The organism is Legionella sp. ST3F1 (assembly GCF_048553315.1).
GTDB lineage: Bacteria > Pseudomonadota > Gammaproteobacteria > Legionellales > Legionellaceae > Tatlockia > Tatlockia donaldsonii.
Window position 1 is genome coordinate 44,265 of sequence record NZ_JBLZIO010000022.1, and the last position, 17,077, is coordinate 61,341.

Here is a 17,077-nt window from a genome sequence, read left to right on the forward strand (position 1 = left end):
CTTGGATAGGCCATTCCTAAGTCGCCCCAAATCAAGGCAAAGGAGTAGACTAAGAAGAAACACTGCGGAGAATAAAATAGAGGTAGATAAGCCAGCTTTGCAGGCAGGCATAAAATAATTAATTTTATAGTAACGAGTGGTTTGTTGAATTGTCATAACCTTCTTCTCTTTAACCTTGAGTTCTTTAAGGACGTTTTGTGTTTTGCTGTACTGAAGAGCCTAACTTAGCGTTGCAAAACAAAGCATGGCCGCTAAGAAAGGCGACTAAGGCTAAGTAGAAGGTTAGAGTGAAGATTTAAAATGCGATGAGCAGGTACAAAAGCACTCATTACAGAGAGCGAGCTCTTCTGTATCACTTGTGCATTTTGTTGGTTTTTTGACATCATATAAATACCCCTGTTCATTTTTTTACCCTATCAGATTAAAAGATATGCTGTCAACAAGATTTTTAACAGGGAAAAAAATCATAATGACCCAAACGGCTTCTTAAGGTTGAAGAATAAGTATCAGGCGAGGTACTTTTCCATAAGCACACTTCAATTTCAACGAACAGAGCTCCCTGCCAAGGATAGAAAATTTTGAAATTACTCTTTGTTTATATTGATTTTCTCTATCAGATTATTCAACAATATTTTTTGTCAGCCACCCATTGATCGACCATGACTTCTTTTTCAACACCAACACTGACTACAACTGACAAAGTTGCCCTTGGGCGAGAAGTGCCCAATGTCAAAATAATTTTACTTGCTACCTTGGGTGGTGCTGCAATTGGTACGACCGTAGCGGGCATCCGCTTTTGCGTCGGCTTTATACAAACAATTTTGTTTGGTACGGATGTCAATCTTAACGCAGTAAGCATCGCGCCATGGCGACTCATGGCCATCATTTTGCCCGGTAGTTTGTTGCTTGGCTTACTTCTCGTTCTTGCAGGTCGCTTTAATCGCCTTTCTATTGTTGATCCAGTAGAAGCTAATGCCCTTGAAGGAGGGAAAATGTCCTTTATGGACAGCTTAATTCTTGTTGGATTATCAGCCGTCTCCATTACGATTGGCGGCTCAGTGGGTTTTGAGGCAGCTATGACTCAACTGGGTGCAGGTACATTGAGTGCTATTGGCCAACGCTTGAAACTCCCACGCAGTGATTTAAGAATACTCGTTTCCTGCGGGACAGGGGCTGGCATTGCTGCTATTTTTGGCGCCCCCCTGGCAGGCGCTTTCTACGCTCTAGAGTTGGTTATTGGTGGTTATGGCATGCGCGCCTTGTTACCAACCCTCTTGGCCAGTGCGATGAGTAGCCATGCCATTTATACGCTGATTGGCTACCGGCCTATTTTCCTTGCCTCTCATTTAGGTATACCAGCACTCTGGCATTTTCCGCTGGCTTTAGTGGTGGGTGTTTCTGCTGCTATTGTGGGTATCGCGGTCATGCGTGGAACTACTGCGTTCGAAAATTTACTTCAGTTGGTTGGGATCCCCGCAGCCTTAAAACCTGTCATTGGCGGCCTCATCTTAGCATCCATTTCTCTACTTATCCCCCAAGTCATGGGTCCTGGTCATCATAGTATTGGACAAATTCTTGATGGCTACGATTTGATTGGCCCAACCTTGGCTCTTTTACTGGCAAAAATAGCTGCTTCAGTCGCCTGTGTTGGTTCAGGATTTCGTGGTGGTCTATTTTCTACCTCTCTATTTATGGGAGCAGCACTAGGCTGTCTAATCCATGGTCTTCTTATTGTTCCTTTCCTGGGTTCTCAGGCCCCCCTTGATCTAACCGTTATTGCCGGTATGGCAGGGGTAGCCACTTCGATTATTGGTACTCCTATCGCTATTGTCCTGCTAACGCTGGAAACAGCTGGCCTACAAGTTGGAGTAGTGACTACTGCCATTACCGTTGTCATTGCCAATTATCTGACTCGTTACTGGTTTGGTTACTCATTCTCAACCTGGCGCTTCCATGTGCGTGGGAATGATTTATCCAGCCCACGTGATATCGGCCGCTTGCGAAGTTTAAAATTCGCTGATCTAGCGCTTATTAATCCACTACGGGTAACCCCTAACCATTCAATAAGTGAATTGTTGCCTCTCCTCGGGACAAACAATCAAATGCTGGCGGTTGTCGAGCATAATCGTTTTATTGGTTTTATTCGTGCCCAACATTTACTTGCCTCTGCGGCAACAAATCCCCAACTACCCCTCAATAAACTGATTGAAAAGCCAAGTTGTGTCCACGCCACTGACTCTCTAGCGCAACATATTGAATCCAATAAAGAAAATTTTACGAATGAATTGGTTGTCCTTGATAACGAAGAACAGCTCCTAGGGTATACAACGGAAGCTATTGTCTTACGGCGCTATTTAGAAGAAATCCTTACCCTCGATCGCGAAGATGCTAACGCCCCCTTAGTCAACCTTCCCAATAAAGCCAGTTAATAATAATTCAGAATCATGTCCAAACTTTGAACAATAAATGGCGCATTAGCTTTAGAGGTAGGCAGAATCAATAAAGAAAACTTAATATCCTGATGTAACTCAGGGATATAAAAAGCAAGATTGACTCGCCAGCATAGCACACCACCGCAATAACCCTGCGATATCACTGTAGCAGCTGTTTGCAATTGCGGATGCAAAATCAGTCTTTGGTTATTGATTAAATCCCGTTTATCGGAAAAAAACTCCTTCATCGGCCACCAGGCTGAAGGCATGTAATATTGCTGAACTGACGCAATATCCTCGGGAGTGTCCGCATAACTGGCTGACAAGGTTTTCATAAGTATTTGCTCAGCCCAGGTACAGACTCGTTGCTCACTATCATCAGCATTCGCAAGAGAGATAAAAAGAAAAGGTAAGGCTAATAAGAAAACAAAGAGGCGGAATTTATCCATGTTTTTCCCTTGACGCTCTTTATAATAAACTAAGTATCCCTACAATCTGATATTCGCCTTATCAGTATAGCAAAGATAGAATTGACAAGTAGGGCGTTGCCCCTTACTACTATGATACTAAAATGAATAGATATACTTCTAATTACTGTATTATAGAGATTTTGACAAAACTACTCTAAAGGAGTTCTTTTATGCGATTAATGCATGGAATTTTCACCCTGATGTTCTGCTTACCCAGTTTCGCTGCAGAACCAGTTGCTACCACAAATGAGGGTGCCGAAGCACTCCATTTAAACTGGCTTGATACGAGTATTGCGCCTCATCAAGATTTCTTTAGCTATGCAAACGGCACCTGGCAAAAACAAAATCCTATCCCTCCTGAATATGCCAGTTGGGGTACTTTTTATATTCTACAAGAGAAAAATCAAAAAACGATTCATCAAATGCTGATCCAGGCAGCAAATGACAAACAAGCAAAACCTGGCAGTATCGAACAAAAAGTTGGTGATTTTTACTTCAGTGGTATGAATGAGGACCGTATTAATAAACTGGGAGCCACACCGTTAAACCCCGAATTTGCGCGTATTGATTCCATAAAAAATTTGGCTGATTTGCAAACGGTAATTACTCATCTGCAACTGATTGGAGTCAATGCCCTGTTTGGTTTTGGCAGTATGCAAGACTTCAAAAATAGTAACGAAATGATTGGTGCTGCCATGCAAGGCGGCTTGGGCTTACCTACTCGCGATTACTATTTAAAAGACGATAAAAAATTTCAGCAAATTCGCAGTGCCTATGTGCAGCACATCGCTAAAATGTTTGAATTATTAGGCGATACTCCCGCACAAGCCGCTACCGCAGCCAAGACCATCATGACTATTGAAACAACCTTGGCCAAAGCATCGATGTCCCAAACGGCACAACGTGATCCTCATGCTATCTATCATATGATGGATATAAAACAACTCGATAAAATTACCCCTAATTTTTCATGGCCACGGTATTTTAACGCCATCGGTCAACCAGAAATAAAACGAATTAATTTAGCAATGCCTGAATTTTTTACTAAAGTGAATGAACTATTACCAAGTGTTTCTCTCGAAGATTGGAAAATCTATTTGCGTTGGCATTTAATCGATGCTTTCGCCGCTTACTTATCGCAACCCTTCGTTGAGCAAAATTTCCGTATGGTTTCTGCTTTAACGGGGACAGAAAAATTACTGCCGCGTTGGCGACGAGTAGTTCATACAGAAAATGAGGCATTAGGATTCGCTATTGGTAAATTGTATGTAGAAAAATATTTCTCGCCTGACTCCAAAAAGGAGGTATTGGAAATTTTACATAATATCCGCCAGGCTTTGCATAACGATCTAACCACCCTAAGCTGGATGACCCCTGCTACACGGAAGGCAGCCCTGCAAAAATTAGCCCTGATTGAAGAGCGTGTTGGTTACCCGAGTAAATGGTGGGATTACTCCACCTTGAAGATTGACCGTGGCCCCTATGTGCTCAATGTAAGTCGTGCTAATGAGTTTTTGATCAAGCGCGATCTCAACAAAATTGGTAAGCCGATTGATAGAAGTGAATGGAATATGACACCACAAACGATCAATGCTTACTATGATCCCTCTATGAATAATATCAATATCCCAGCTGGTATTTTGCAGCCACCTTTCTTTGATCCCAAAGCGCCAGCTGCTGTCAATTATGGTGCAATTGGCTTTGTCATTGGTCATGAGATAACCCACGGTTTTGATGATCAAGGTGCTCAATTTGATGGTCATGGTAATTTGAAAAATTGGTGGACAGCGGAGGATTTAAAGAAATTCCAAAATGCAACCAATTGTATTAAGAAGCAATTTTCCCAATATAAGGTAGATGGCGATTTGCCAGTGAAAGGTAAACTGGTAATGGGCGAAGCGACTGCTGATCTCGGCGGGCTCACTCTGGCCTATCACGCCTTCCATGCTTCCAAAGCCTATAAAAATGCTAAAACCATCAATGGATTTACGCCCGATCAACAATTCTTTTTAGGCACAGCGCATGTTTGGGCTTCTAATGTACGTCCTCAACAACTCCGCAATATGGTGACTACCGATCCACATCCACCTATGATTTACCGCGTCAATGGAACTTTAGCCAATATGCCGCAATTCCAGGCTGCTTTTGCCATTTCAGAACCAAGCCCGATGATTAACCAGAATCGCTGTGTTATTTGGTAATCCTAAAAGATAACAGCCCTAAGAACGTTTACCCTTCTCAACCTCCCGCGACTTGCTCGCGGGAACCTAAAGCCCGAACCCGCTAACCCACAACCAATTAATCGTCGTCCATGATTAACCCTCTTATAAAATCAATGTGAAATTAATTCACAAAAAAATAAAATTTTTACCACCGACTTGTTGCCAACAATATTATCAACATGTATATTAGAAGGCCATGAAAAATAATTTTTAGATAATTTACTTCATTGAAGAGTAAAGAGATGAAAACTACAACTATCCTATTGTTAGCAGTAACCAATGCAACTCATACAGTAAGATTTTCTCTTATCTCTATTATTTTACTCACTATTCCTCAGCTGATTTATCAAGTGATTCGCCTGTTTTGCTGGCCCGCTAAAAAGTAGGGGTAGTGGAACAGGCAATTTCCTGGCAATAGAACTTAGCTTTTCTTGCAAATTTATTAATTCATCAAAATAAACTAGCCGCAAGGTAAAGGGACTAACCTGCCTAGATTAAAATCGGGAGAAACTTATGCCTAAATTTTTTCGAAACCCAACAAGAATTGGCATACCATCCTTGTATACTTTGCCACACAGAAACTTTTCCACTCGCATTGGCGAATTCAGTTTGGCGAGTACGCCAAAGCAAACGGGAAAAATAGTAAAAATACTTTTTTCAGGTAACTCTAATCCTTTTTCTACCATTAGCAAAAGCATTATAGAAGCTCATAAAAACAGTTTATTTATTGGTACAACACCGACGACCACCAGCTTAACGAGTACTTTCGGAAAGAGTGTATACCCGGGCCATAATTTCTCATTTATAACGAATGAAAATGGGGCCATTACCTGTTCAATGAGTAAACGGCCTGACACTAATAAAGTAGTCAGCAAACAAAAACGCATTCCTGATTCCCGCTTCAAAGATCTACCGCTAGATCTACGCGTTTTTCTTCCACAATTTACCTCAGTAGAAGAAGATCTAAAGAAATGGTTTGAAAGAGCAAAATCCTTACCTCATTATCCGCTTTTTTTCCATATTATCCCTTTAGTACCAGGTTTAAGTATTAATGCGAAAACTTACCGTGAAAACGTAGAATATCTTTTAGCAGAAAAAGCCAATTATACTTTGCACAGCAGCCTGCATCCGTTCTACGACCGATATATCCCAGCAAGTAATTGTAATAGTGCCACAGAACAAGCAATCTTTGGCCCACACTCTCTGTCTGTGCAAGATATGTTTTGTCAGGAAGCGGTTATGGAGATGGTCTCGAAGTTAGTGGACGATAAAGAAAAATATTTGCAGACCAGTGACTCTCTGGGGCTAACTCAGGGTATCGAAAAATCGGAAATTAGTGAAGAAAACTACCGCGCACTTTTCACAGCGTAAATTATCTCTTGCTGGATAACAAGGACGTTGATCAGCAAATCTAGAGTTGCCCTAATACTTCCTGCAAATGCTTAACAGCAATTACCTCCATCGACGACGAATTGCTTTGTTTGGGCGCATTAGCAAAGGGGACAATAGCCCGTTTAAAGCCATGCTTGGCTGCCTCACGCAAACGCTCCTGGCCACTTTGTACGGGTCTTATTTCTCCTGCTAAACCTACTTCTCCAAAAATAATGGTTTCACGATCAAAAACTCGATTACGAAGGCTGGAAACTACAGCAGCCAATAAGGCTAAATCGCTGCCCGTTTCCGTGACTTTCACACCGCCAACAACATTGATAAAAACGTCTTGATCGAACGTCGCAACCCCCCCGTGACGATGCAATACTGCCAGTAAAATAGCCAGGCGATTATGCTCAAGACCTGCCGTAACTCGCTTGGCTTGCTGACCATGAGCCTCATCCACTAAAGCCTGTACCTCAACCAACATTGGCCGTGAACCTTCCCAGGTTACCATAACGGCACTTCCAGGCGTTGCTTCCGGCTGACGGGACAAAAAAATAGCTGAAGGGTTAGCGACCTCTTTTAATCCACGATCAGTCATCGCAAAAACACCCAGCTCATTCACCGCACCAAAACGGTTTTTGATAGCCCGAATTACTCGAAAACGACTGTCACTTTGGCCTTCAAAATACAACACGCTGTCAACCATATGCTCTAATACTCTAGGACCAGCCAAAGCGCCTTCTTTCGTGACATGTCCCACAATAAACACAGCAGTCTGCGTCATTTTAGCAAAACGTACTAATTGCGCTGCTGATTCCCTGACCTGACTTACTCCCCCCGGTGCTGAGCTTAACGTTTCGGTAAAAATGGTTTGTACAGAATCAATCACAACAATGCGTGGTTTTTCCTGCTGGACATGACTGAGGATGATTTCTACTTGTGTTTCTGCTAACAAGCGTAAATTCGCCAGAGGTAATTGCAGACGCTTGGCTCGCATTGCGACTTGTTGTAAAGATTCTTCGCCGGTCACATAAAGAACTTTCTGCGTTTGGGATAAATTGGCTAACGTTTGTAGCAATAAGGTAGATTTACCTATACCGGGATCGCCACCAATCAATACCACTGAGCCGTCCACCAAACCACCACCCAGGACCCGATTTAATTCTGACAAACCGCAATCCATACGCACTTCTGCATCAAGCACAACCTCCTCAACGGACGTCACTGCCGAACGCTGATTCGCATAATGTCCCATCCGGGTATTACGTCCAGCAGCAGTAATGCCTTCTTCACTCACTGAATTCCAGGCAGAACATTGTGTACACTGGCCAGCCCATTGAGAAAAAACCGCTGCACATTGATTGCAAACAAATCGGGTCTTCGTTTTCATCTATTAACTTACTGCCTTGGCGGCTATTTTTTAATAGCCAATCCTGCATGAATACCAAAAATCATGCAATTAAATTTGCTACAGGCAAAAAAATATTTTTTGTCAGGATCATGTTCTTGTTTAAAAAAGGTTCCACCAGTAAAATTATTTTATTTAAACCGAAGAAAACTATTTTGAATCAATTTACCAAAAAGCCTTTTCATTGGGCAGTTGTTGGAGCTGGGCCAGCCGGAATCGCTGCCGTAGGAAAATTACTGGATAACAATATTCATCCACAGCATATTTTATGGCTTGATCCCCATTTCAAGGTAGGTGATTTTGGCCAATTATGGCGCCATGTTTCCAGTAACACCACGGTAAGACGCTTTGTTGATTTTTTAAAGGCCGTTGATTCATTTAACTATAACCACACACCCATTGATTTTCAGCTTAATCGCATAGAACCGGAAAGTACTTGCACTCTGCTCGAGGTTGTTAAACCACTAGAATGGGTTTCAGAACACTTAACAAAAAAAGTGGTTGCCCAACAAGCAACAGTGCATAGTATGGCCTTATCCGAACGCACCTGGACCTTAAATACCGATACTCACACCTTCAGAGCGAAAAATGTAATTTTAGCTACTGGGGCAGTTCCTTCAAGCCTGAATTACCCTGGTGTTGATGTCATCCCTTTCGATGTAGCCATTGATAAAGATCGATTGGCTGCGACGGTCAACACTAACGAAACTTACGCCGTCTTTGGTTCTTCCCACTCAGCAATCATCATCGTGCGCTATCTGGTTGAGTTGGGTGTGAAAAAAATTATTAATTTTTACCGCTCTCCTTGTCGTTACGCAATCGATATGGGCGATTGGATCTTATTTGATAATACCGGACTCAAGGGACAAACTGCGACTTGGGCCAGACAAAATATAGATGGTGTTTTACCTCCCAATCTTGTGCGTTACAACACCAGTGAACCTAATATTGCACGTTTTCTTCCTGAGTGTGACAAAGTCATCTACGCAGTTGGGTTTGAAAAACGCAAAAATATTGTCATTGGTGATTATGAAGATACTCATCATAATCCACATGTGGGAATCATAGGACCAGGGTTATTTGGTTTGGGAATCGCCTACCCGGAAATGAAAGCAGATTCTTATGGTAGTATCGAATCGCAAGTAGGATTGTGGAAATTCATGGTTTACTTGGACAAGGTCATATCAACCTGGTTCAAGTACCCTACTTAAGCAATTCATGCCTGCTATTTTTGGTATTTATTTTGTCATCTCCCGGACCTTTTTCACACAAAAGCTGTTGAAACTTCATGATCAGGCAGTATACTGCCATCATTTGCCAAACTAGGCTGGCAGCGATGACAAAACCTATTCATTTTGAAAAAACCATGATTGAACTCGAAGAAATCGTCATGCAATTAGAAAAAGGGGAATTATCACTTGAAGATTCTCTAAAACAATTCGAAAAAGGAATCACACTTGCACGCCGATGCCAGGACGTTTTAAGTCAGGCTGAGCAAAAAATCGAGACGCTCACTCTGTCTAACATCAAAGATAGCGAACAATTCGATGGCCAATAAAAACATCAACACTTATTTAACTCACCATGAATCGGTTCTTCGCCAATTAGTCTTGTCCGCTGAAATTCCTGCCGAACAAATCAAAAATGCGATGCTCTATGCCCTTTTTCCAGGTGGTAAACGTTTACGACCAACCCTGGTCTATTTATGCGGTGAAATAATGGCTATCGCACCAGCCATTCTGGATATTATTGCCGCAGCAGTTGAACTTACTCATTGTTATTCCCTGGTCCATGATGATCTGCCTGCTATGGATGATGATGATATGAGACGAGGTAAACCAAGCTGCCATAAAGCATTCGATGAAGCAACAGCAATTTTAGTTGGCGATGGCATGCAGGCACTGGCCATTGACATCCTTCTTACTTACTTGCCCAAACATCTATCTCTTGCACAATCAATCGAAATAACGCGAGAATTGGTAAATGCCAGCGGCCCAGCCGGCATGGTAAGCGGCCAGAGCCTTGATCTCTCCGAATTGTGCAAACCTGCCATTAATGAATCACAGTTACGTCAAATTCATTCTCTGAAAACTGGAAAATTGATTCTAGCCTGTTTCAATATGGTATTAGCGGCCTCAGCTCCTTCTGCGAGTACAGCCAATGCTTTACGCAGTTATGCAACCCATCTGGGTTTAGTCTTTCAAATGCAAGACGATTATCTTGATTACTATGCTAAAGGCGATTTACTTGGTAAAGGTCGAGCTTCAGACGCCGCCAACCAAAAACTTACTTTTACCAGCCTTTACACTCAAACAGAACTTTTTGATCTGATTGCCCATCATTTCAAACTGGCAAAAGATGCCCTGACGCCTATAGGCCCACTAGGAAACGACTTACTGCTCTTCACAGATTCACTCCATCTGCGTAGTCAGTAATAGAGGACCGCCCCCCTCTTCGTTAAATCACATGTTGCCTCGGCCTCAGAGTTTGCCTGCATCCTGTAATCCATTTCAGTCATGCAATCTGGCAATGGCCTCTCCAGCTTTATTAACCAATCTACTTGCTTAGACTGAGTTATGGTATTCTATCCCTTGCAAGCGCTTATCATGGCTACTGTCGAGTGATGGAGAAAGAAATGAACCTGTTTGACCCCGAAAAATTGCTAAATATTGGTTATGCCATCAGTTTGTTTTTAGTAGGCTATATAGTCGCCAAGCGACTGGGCATTATTGCCGAACGCGCTCTTGCGAATCGCTTTTCTCGCCACCATACCATGCTCATTAATCGCTCGGTTTTTTATGTGGTTTTTACTATTTTTTTCGTGGCTAGCCTCCAACACCTTGGTTTTCACTTAAGTGTCTTGTTAGGGGCTGCCGGTGTTTTTACTGTTGCAATTAGTTTTGCTTCACAAACTGCTGCATCCAACTTAGTCAGTGGTATTTTTTTACTTTTTGAGCGCCCTTTTAAAGTAGGTGATACCGTTGAGGTTAAAGGAATCAATGGTATTGTCGATTCAATTGATTTGTTATCCACCAAGCTGAAAACACCAGACAATAAATTGGTACGGATACCCAATGAAGCCTTGATTAAATCTGAAATTACCAATTTAAGTTACTTCTCAACACGCCGTATTGATTTAATTATTAGTGTTGCCTACGACTGCGACATTACTCAGGTAAAAGCAATGCTACTTACTATTGCGGATAACTGCGACCTGGTTTTAAAAGATCCGGCGCCATACGTTACCATTGATAATTTCGCTAACGCGGCAGTCGAGCTTAAATTCATGGTTTGGGTTAATACTGTGGATGTATCTGCCACCAGAAATACCTTGCAGGAAACGATTAAGCATCAATTTGATCGTGAAGGGATAGAAACGCCACTACCTCAAGTGACCGTGCATCGCGTATAAGATGGATCCTGGTACGCCAGACGCCCCCATGTTGCTGCATTAAACTATATTTACCTGGAAGCTAAACAATGACCATAGCCCTACTTGCCACTGGTGATGAAATTATTCATGGCGATACCCTAAACACCAATAGCTACAACATTGCTCATGCTTTAAGCTCTGAAGGACTCTCCTTAGGCTTACAGCTAGCCTGCAGTGATAAGGAAGAAGAAATCCAGGCTTGTATTGGTTTTTTAGCAACAAACCATGACATTATTATTATTACTGGCGGCCTGGGCCCTACTTCAGATGACCGAACACGCTTTGCCCTGGGACATTTTGTTGAGACACCTTTGATAGAATTTCCAGCCGCTATTGAACATATCCGGTCGCGCTTAAAAAGCGGACATATTGAATTAAGCCCAGGGAATAGACAGCAGGCTCTTTTTCCTGCCGAGGCAACTATTCTGGCCAATCCTAATGGTACAGCCATGGGTTGTTATTATGGCTGGCAAAACAAACTCTTCATTCTTCTTCCTGGGCCTCCGCGCGAATGCCTACCTATGTTTAACAATTACATCCTTCCCTTATTACAACAGACAGAACATAGTGATAAGCATTTATTCAAGTGGCGCTTGTTTGGCGTTGCTGAAAGTCAAATTGCCCAACAAATCGATGACGCCCTGGCAGGCATAGATTGCCAGACTGGTTACCGCTTAGAAACACCTTATGTAGAGTGTAAAGTACGCTGTAAAGAACATCTGGTCGCCACTGTCAAACAAATCATGGAGCCTATTGTTGCTCCCCATATTATCGCGACACCAACCCAAAAAGCGTCTGAGTGCTTCTCTGAACGAATTCAGCAATTGCAAATGCCTATTGCTATTATTGATGAGGTAACGGGAGGCATTTTACAGACACTTCTGCAACAACCTGGCAGTTACCCCTGGTTGAAATTTTATGACAGCCCGGATGCCAAATTTCATTTTCATTTGCAAGGGCTTAAGGAATATTGGGAGCAAAAACCTGCGGCAAATGCCAAGACTGATCTATTAATTCGTTATCAACATGGCAATAAACAAGGAAAAGAAGAGCACATGATTCCTTACCGCAGTAATCTGGTTGTCCATTTTGCCGCTGAATGGTTAAGCTTCCGCCTCTTTCATCTCATCAATCAACTGCATCAATGAATAACATAGTTGCTGTGTTCCTTCACCGGTCATAGCCGATATAGCAAATATTTTTCCTTGCCACTGCAAGCCATCAACAATGGCTTGCACGGTTTTTTGCCTTATTTGCTCATCGGGTAACATATCAATTTTATTGAGTACCAACCATCGTGGTTTATCAAGTAACTCCGGATCATACTCTTTCAATTCATTAAGGATTGCTTTTGCTGATTCCACGGGATCGCTCTCATCTACAGGCGCCACGTCCACAACGTGCAATAAAACACAAGTACGGGATAAATGCTTTAGGAAGCGGTGACCAAGGCCTGCGCCACTGGCTGCCCCTTCAATTAAACCAGGAATATCAGCCATAACAAAACTTTTATGGGAAGAAACTCTCACTACTCCCAATCCTGGATGTAACGTCGTAAAAGGATAATCGGCAACTTTAGGCTTTGCACTTGAAACAGCGCGAATTAGTGTCGACTTCCCTGCATTAGGTAAACCCAGTAAGCCTACATCCGCCAATACGCGTAATTCTAAACGCAGATGCCGCGATTCGCCTGGGGTACCTGGACTGGTTTGTCGTGGTGCCCGATTAACACTACTCTTGTAACGAGTATTTCCTAAGCCGTGAAAGCCACCCTGCGCAACAAGCAAGCGCTCACCCGCTTGTTTAATATCGCCTAAAAGTTCGCCGGTATCGACGTCAAAAACCATGGTACCCACAGGAACTTGAATAACACAATCATCACCTTTCTTGCCAGTGCAATTGCCTCCCATACCCGGTTGACCATTTTCGGCTTTGTAATGGCGTTGGTAACGAAAATCCACCAACGTATTTAAGTTCGCATTCGCCTCCAGAACTACACTTCCGCCATCGCCACCATCTCCACCATCTGGACCACCGAAGGGCACAAATTTCTCGCGCCTAAAACTTAAGCAACCATGGCCACCGTTACCGGCATCTACTTTAATCAGTGCTTCATCAACGAATTTCATGATTTACATCAACTCACAGGCTAAAAAAAAGCCCCGAATACCGGGGCCCAGAATGTGGAAAGTATGAAAATTAATTTTCAACAGCAGCGATCGTAACGTATTTACGATTCTTGGCGCCTTTGACAACGAAACTAACTTTACCAGTAACCAACGCATACAAGGTGTGATCACGACCAACACCAACACCTTCGCCCGGGTGGAAACGGGTACCACGCTGACGCACAAGGATTTCACCAGCGTTAACGATTTGACCGCCATAACGCTTTACACCAAGGTACTTAGGATTCGAGTCGCGGCCGTTACGTGTACTACCGCCTGCTTTTTTATGAGCCATTTCTTTCCCCTCTTACTTGCTAATCGCAGTAATTTTTACCTGCGTATAATACTGTCGATGACCCATTTGTTTCATGTGGTGCTTACGACGACGAAACTTGATAATTTTAACTTTCTTGTGGCGAGCGTGCTCCAGAACTTCCGCTTTAACGACCGCATTTTTAACAAGTGGCGCGCCACAGGTGAATTTATCACCATCTGCAAGCATTAAAACTTCAGAGAAGCTGATTTCATTGCCAACATCCTCGGGTAGCAATTCCAACTTAATGATATCGCCCTCTTTTACGCGGTATTGCTTACCGCCTGTCTTGATTACAGCATACATAGCTATTCTCCAACGCGCCTGCACGGCTCTCACAAATTCAACAAAGTGGCATATTCTATGAAATTACAGCGACGACTTCAAGTTGATTTTAAATTATTGTATACTGCGCCACCCTTGACCCGATTTTATTTTGGGTGTTTGTCCTGGTCGCGGGCGAAATCAAAGGGTTTCACTTATTATTATGGAGACTACTGATGTCAACAATCGTTTTAGAAGCTGAAGCAAGAAAAGACATAGGGAAAGGTGCGAGCCGCCGCCTTCGTCGTCTTGAAAATAAAGTCCCTGCCGTTCTGTACGGTGGCGATAAAAAACCACAATCTATTCATTTATTGCATAACAAAGTGGTAAAAGCGTTGGAAAGCGAAAGCATTTATTCCAGTGTTTTTGATTTAAAAGTCGATGGCAAGGTTGAACACGTTATTCTCAAGGCCTTACAACGCCATCCTTACAAACCTGTAATTTTGCACATGGATCTACAACGCGTTTCTCCTAAGGATGTTCTGGTTAAACAGATCCCTATTCATTTTACTAATGAAGAAACATCGAAAGGAGTCAAGGCTGGCGGTATTATTAGCCACACCATGGTTCACGTTGAAGTAAAATGCCAGGTGAAAGATCTGCCTGAATTTATTGAAGTTGACATGGCAAACGTCGGGATGGATGACGTTATTCACTTGTCTGATTTGAAACTGCCTAAAGGCGTTCAATTAGCAATCGATATCACTGATGGCAGCCATAACTTGCCTGTTGTTAGTATTCACGCACCTAAAGTTGCAGCTGTTGAAGAGGAAGAAAAACAGGAAGAGGAAGTATCCGCTGCCCCTGCTCCAGCTGAAGAAGAAAAAGGTGAAGAGAACGAGTAATAAACTCGGGATGATAGCCACTTTTAAAGGCGGGATTTTCCCGCCTTGTTTTTAGATGTCTTTTGAAACTCTGCACCGTGAGGTTACGAGTTTCGAAAGGCATCTGAGGCAAACTGGCGAACTAGTGCACTGAGGTACTCCTGGTTCAACATGCTAATTATTTTTTAGATCTTCGTTATGGCAATCAAACTAATTGTTGGCTTACGCAATCCTGGTTCTGCCTATGAACAAACACGGCACAACGCCGGTGCATGGTTTGTCGAGGCTCTGGCTGAGCGCTACAAGGCATCTTTCAAAACGGATAAAAAATTGCATGGGGACATTGCCAATCTGGAAATTGACCATCTTTCCTGTAAGGCCTTATTGCCTTTGACTTTTATGAATCATAGTGGTTTAGCAACCAAAGAAACGTCACAGTTCTATCGTATCAAACCCGATGAAATTCTGATAGTTCATGACGATTTGGCTCTTCCAGCCGGACGTATAAAACTTAAAACTGGCGGTGGGCATGGGGGGCATAACGGCCTGCGTGATCTGATTGCACATCTGGGCAGTGCAGAGTTCCACCGGTTACGAGTGGGAATTGGTCATCCTGGACATAAGGATATGGTTTTAAATTATGTACTGGGAAAACCGTCCCAACAGGATAGGCAATTAATAGTTGATGCACTGGAAAGAGGCCTTGATGTCATACCGCCTATATTGGCTGGTCAATTGGCAGCAGCCATGAATACCTTAAATGGTTAATTAAGGTTCAACTTTATAAATAGCAAATAAGGTATACTACAGGATAAACACATAGAACATATTGCTCTGCGCTTTATGTGCGGAATCCAGCTTGTGCGCTGATTGAGCGCTGGGTTGATACTGTGCATAAAGCACGGTGGATAGACTATTTACGAATTTTTTGAGGGTATATTATGGGATTCAAATGTGGAATAGTTGGGTTACCTAATGTGGGTAAATCAACTTTGTTCAATGCATTAACCAAAGCGGGTATTGAAGCGGCAAACTATCCCTTTTGTACTATTGAGCCTAATGTTGGAATCGTTACCGTACCCGATCCACGCCTCGATGCACTAAGTGACATTGTTAAACCCCAACAAGCCGTACCCACTACCATGCAGTTTGTTGACATTGCCGGACTGGTAAGAGGGGCAGCAAGTGGAGAAGGTCTTGGTAACCAATTCCTCGCCAATATCCGTGAAACAGATGCCATAGCCCATGTTGTCCGTTGTTTTGATAATTCCGATGTAGTCCACGTTGAAGGGCGCGTCGATCCTCTCAGTGACATTGAGGTCATTAATACAGAGTTAGCGTTGGCTGACATGGATAGCGTAGAAAAGGCGCTGAATAAAGCTAGTAAGAATAGTAAGAGTGGTAACAAAGAAGCCCTGTTTGAAAAACAAACGCTTGAAAAAATTAAGGCACAGTTGGATAAAGGTTTTCCGGTGCGGACTCTGGCCCTCACTCCGGAAGAAGAATTATTCACTCGACGCTTATTCCTGTTGACTGCCAAACCCGTGCTCTATATCGCCAATGTTGCAGATGATGGTTATGAAAATAATCCCCATCTGGAGAAAGTAAAAAACCTTGCTGTGCAAGAAAATGCCAGTGTTGTAGCCTTGTGCGCAGCAACCGAGGCAGAGCTTATCGATTTGGATGAAGCTGATCGTAAAGAATTCATGGCTGATTTAGGTCTTGATGAACCTGGTTTAAATCGTGTGATTCGGGCTGGCTATGAATTATTGGGTTTACAAACTTACTTTACAGCCGGCGTCAAGGAAGTACGAGCCTGGACTATACGCAAAGGGGCTACAGCACCACAGGCAGCCGCAGTGATTCACACTGATTTTGAAAAAGGCTTTATTCGTGCCGAAGTCATTGCCTATGAAGCCTTTATTGCCCACCGCGGCGAACAAGGCGCGAAAGAAGCCGGTAAACTACGTCTTGAAGGAAAAGAATATATCGTCTGTGACGGCGATGTAATGCATTTTCGCTTTAACGTGTAGATCTCGCTCTTATCTCTTATATCAAACCCTGAAATTGAGTTTCAGGGTTCTCGATATTGGGAGATAGCCCCCT

17 protein-coding genes are annotated in these 17,077 nt (G+C 42.9%); 12 read left to right on the forward strand and 5 right to left on the reverse strand.

Annotated elements, in window-relative coordinates; translation table 11 throughout:
* The first annotated feature begins 659 nt into the window (after nucleotides 1-659).
* Complete coding sequence (locus ACN4Z1_RS13590) at nucleotides 660-2,429, forward strand: chloride channel protein (protein WP_228362950.1); 1,770 nt, start codon at nucleotides 660-662, stop codon at nucleotides 2,427-2,429.
* Here ACN4Z1_RS13590 and ACN4Z1_RS13595 read toward each other — a convergent pair.
* On the reverse strand, nucleotides 2,426-2,881 hold the full coding sequence (locus ACN4Z1_RS13595) for a hypothetical protein (protein ID WP_228362951.1): 456 nt from the start codon (nucleotides 2,879-2,881) through the stop codon (nucleotides 2,426-2,428). The genes ACN4Z1_RS13590 and ACN4Z1_RS13595 overlap by 4 nt on opposite strands.
* Before the next feature lie 221 nt (nucleotides 2,882-3,102).
* Between ACN4Z1_RS13595 and ACN4Z1_RS13600 the strand changes: the two genes are divergently transcribed.
* From ACN4Z1_RS13600 to ACN4Z1_RS13610, 3 genes are all read left to right on the forward strand, one after another.
* Entirely contained in the window at nucleotides 3,103-5,103 is a 2,001-nt protein-coding gene (locus ACN4Z1_RS13600; RefSeq protein ID WP_228363053.1) for a M13 family metallopeptidase, read from the forward strand.
* Between the two features lie 263 nt (nucleotides 5,104-5,366).
* Complete coding sequence (locus ACN4Z1_RS13605; RefSeq protein ID WP_181879312.1) at nucleotides 5,367-5,510, forward strand: hypothetical protein; 144 nt, start codon at nucleotides 5,367-5,369, stop codon at nucleotides 5,508-5,510.
* 127 nt (nucleotides 5,511-5,637) lie between these two features.
* On the forward strand, nucleotides 5,638-6,495 hold the full coding sequence (locus tag ACN4Z1_RS13610) for a hypothetical protein (protein WP_228362952.1): 858 nt from the start codon (nucleotides 5,638-5,640) through the stop codon (nucleotides 6,493-6,495).
* A gap of 40 nt (nucleotides 6,496-6,535) precedes the next feature.
* On the opposite strand, the gene radA is transcribed toward ACN4Z1_RS13610, so the two are convergent.
* Nucleotides 6,536-7,891 carry a DNA repair protein RadA gene (gene radA, locus ACN4Z1_RS13615; protein ID WP_228362953.1) on the reverse strand — a complete coding sequence of 452 codons (1,356 nt, stop codon included), beginning with the start codon at nucleotides 7,889-7,891 and terminating at the stop codon, nucleotides 6,536-6,538.
* A gap of 173 nt (nucleotides 7,892-8,064) precedes the next feature.
* On the opposite strand from radA, the gene ACN4Z1_RS13620 reads away from it, so the two are divergent.
* The 5 genes from ACN4Z1_RS13620 (at nucleotide 8,065) to ACN4Z1_RS13640 (ending at nucleotide 12,490) form a co-directional block, all read left to right on the forward strand.
* Entirely contained in the window at nucleotides 8,065-9,120 is a 1,056-nt protein-coding gene (locus ACN4Z1_RS13620) for an FAD-dependent oxidoreductase (protein ID WP_419388217.1), read from the forward strand.
* A 125-nt stretch (nucleotides 9,121-9,245) separates the two neighbouring features.
* Complete coding sequence (locus tag ACN4Z1_RS13625) at nucleotides 9,246-9,467, forward strand: exodeoxyribonuclease VII small subunit (protein WP_058446848.1); 222 nt, start codon at nucleotides 9,246-9,248, stop codon at nucleotides 9,465-9,467.
* On the forward strand, nucleotides 9,457-10,344 hold the full coding sequence (locus ACN4Z1_RS13630; protein WP_228362955.1) for a polyprenyl synthetase family protein: 888 nt from the start codon (nucleotides 9,457-9,459) through the stop codon (nucleotides 10,342-10,344). Before ACN4Z1_RS13625 ends, ACN4Z1_RS13630 begins: the two co-directional genes overlap by 11 nt.
* Before the next feature lie 200 nt (nucleotides 10,345-10,544).
* Nucleotides 10,545-11,321, forward strand: coding sequence for a mechanosensitive ion channel family protein (locus ACN4Z1_RS13635; RefSeq protein WP_228362956.1), 777 nt, complete (start codon nucleotides 10,545-10,547; stop codon nucleotides 11,319-11,321).
* A 68-nt stretch (nucleotides 11,322-11,389) separates the two neighbouring features.
* Nucleotides 11,390-12,490: a competence/damage-inducible protein A gene (locus ACN4Z1_RS13640; protein WP_228362957.1), complete on the forward strand. Its 1,101-nt coding sequence runs from the start codon at nucleotides 11,390-11,392 to the stop codon at nucleotides 12,488-12,490.
* On the opposite strand, the gene cgtA is transcribed toward ACN4Z1_RS13640, so the two are convergent.
* The 3 genes from cgtA to rplU all read right to left on the reverse strand — a co-directional run bounded on the left by cgtA (nucleotide 12,446) and on the right by rplU (nucleotide 14,129).
* Nucleotides 12,446-13,471: an Obg family GTPase CgtA gene (cgtA, locus tag ACN4Z1_RS13645; protein WP_115220562.1), complete on the reverse strand. Its 1,026-nt coding sequence runs from the start codon at nucleotides 13,469-13,471 to the stop codon at nucleotides 12,446-12,448. The two genes, ACN4Z1_RS13640 and cgtA, sit on opposite strands and share 45 nt — an antisense overlap.
* A 70-nt stretch (nucleotides 13,472-13,541) precedes the next feature.
* On the reverse strand, nucleotides 13,542-13,805 hold the full coding sequence (gene rpmA / locus ACN4Z1_RS13650; RefSeq protein ID WP_115220561.1) for a 50S ribosomal protein L27: 264 nt from the start codon (nucleotides 13,803-13,805) through the stop codon (nucleotides 13,542-13,544).
* Between the two features lie 12 nt (nucleotides 13,806-13,817).
* Nucleotides 13,818-14,129, reverse strand: coding sequence for a 50S ribosomal protein L21 (gene rplU, locus ACN4Z1_RS13655; RefSeq protein ID WP_228362958.1), 312 nt, complete (start codon nucleotides 14,127-14,129; stop codon nucleotides 13,818-13,820).
* A gap of 194 nt (nucleotides 14,130-14,323) precedes the next feature.
* On the opposite strand from rplU, the gene ACN4Z1_RS13660 reads away from it, so the two are divergent.
* The 3 genes from ACN4Z1_RS13660 to ychF all read left to right on the forward strand — a co-directional run bounded on the left by ACN4Z1_RS13660 (nucleotide 14,324) and on the right by ychF (nucleotide 17,004).
* Nucleotides 14,324-14,992 (forward strand): 50S ribosomal protein L25/general stress protein Ctc, encoded by a 669-nt coding sequence (locus ACN4Z1_RS13660; protein ID WP_228362959.1) that lies wholly within the window; start codon nucleotides 14,324-14,326, stop codon nucleotides 14,990-14,992.
* A 177-nt stretch (nucleotides 14,993-15,169) separates the two neighbouring features.
* On the forward strand, nucleotides 15,170-15,739 hold the full coding sequence (gene pth / locus ACN4Z1_RS13665; protein ID WP_115220559.1) for an aminoacyl-tRNA hydrolase: 570 nt from the start codon (nucleotides 15,170-15,172) through the stop codon (nucleotides 15,737-15,739).
* A 173-nt stretch (nucleotides 15,740-15,912) separates the two neighbouring features.
* Entirely contained in the window at nucleotides 15,913-17,004 is a 1,092-nt protein-coding gene (gene ychF, locus ACN4Z1_RS13670) for a redox-regulated ATPase YchF (protein WP_228362960.1), read from the forward strand.
* The last annotated feature ends 73 nt before the right edge of the window (nucleotides 17,005-17,077 follow it).

Excerpts from the sequence above, each read along its gene's own strand:
- rpmA (WP_115220561.1), bottom strand. The coding sequence starts at position 13,805 with ATGGCTCATAAAAAAGCAGGCGGTAGTACACGTAACGGCCGCGACTCG.
- ACN4Z1_RS13595 (WP_228362951.1), bottom strand. The coding sequence starts at position 2,881 with ATGGATAAATTCCGCCTCTTTGTTTTCTTATTAGCCTTACCTTTTCTT.
- cgtA (WP_115220562.1), bottom strand. The coding sequence starts at position 13,471 with ATGAAATTCGTTGATGAAGCACTGATTAAAGTAGATGCCGGTAACGGT.
- ACN4Z1_RS13590 (WP_228362950.1), top strand. The coding sequence starts at position 660 with ATGACTTCTTTTTCAACACCAACACTGACTACAACTGACAAAGTTGCC.
- rplU (WP_228362958.1), bottom strand. The coding sequence starts at position 14,129 with ATGTATGCTGTAATCAAGACAGGCGGTAAGCAATACCGCGTAAAAGAG.
- ACN4Z1_RS13660 (WP_228362959.1), top strand. The coding sequence starts at position 14,324 with ATGTCAACAATCGTTTTAGAAGCTGAAGCAAGAAAAGACATAGGGAAA.
- radA (WP_228362953.1), bottom strand. The coding sequence starts at position 7,891 with ATGAAAACGAAGACCCGATTTGTTTGCAATCAATGTGCAGCGGTTTTT.
- ACN4Z1_RS13600 (WP_228363053.1), top strand. The coding sequence starts at position 3,103 with ATGTTCTGCTTACCCAGTTTCGCTGCAGAACCAGTTGCTACCACAAAT.
- ACN4Z1_RS13635 (WP_228362956.1), top strand. The coding sequence starts at position 10,545 with ATGAACCTGTTTGACCCCGAAAAATTGCTAAATATTGGTTATGCCATC.
- pth (WP_115220559.1), top strand. The coding sequence starts at position 15,170 with ATGGCAATCAAACTAATTGTTGGCTTACGCAATCCTGGTTCTGCCTAT.
- ACN4Z1_RS13640 (WP_228362957.1), top strand. The coding sequence starts at position 11,390 with ATGACCATAGCCCTACTTGCCACTGGTGATGAAATTATTCATGGCGAT.
- ACN4Z1_RS13630 (WP_228362955.1), top strand. The coding sequence starts at position 9,457 with ATGGCCAATAAAAACATCAACACTTATTTAACTCACCATGAATCGGTT.
- ACN4Z1_RS13605 (WP_181879312.1), top strand. The coding sequence starts at position 5,367 with ATGAAAACTACAACTATCCTATTGTTAGCAGTAACCAATGCAACTCAT.
- ychF (WP_228362960.1), top strand. The coding sequence starts at position 15,913 with ATGGGATTCAAATGTGGAATAGTTGGGTTACCTAATGTGGGTAAATCA.
- ACN4Z1_RS13625 (WP_058446848.1), top strand. The coding sequence starts at position 9,246 with ATGACAAAACCTATTCATTTTGAAAAAACCATGATTGAACTCGAAGAA.
- ACN4Z1_RS13610 (WP_228362952.1), top strand. The coding sequence starts at position 5,638 with ATGCCTAAATTTTTTCGAAACCCAACAAGAATTGGCATACCATCCTTG.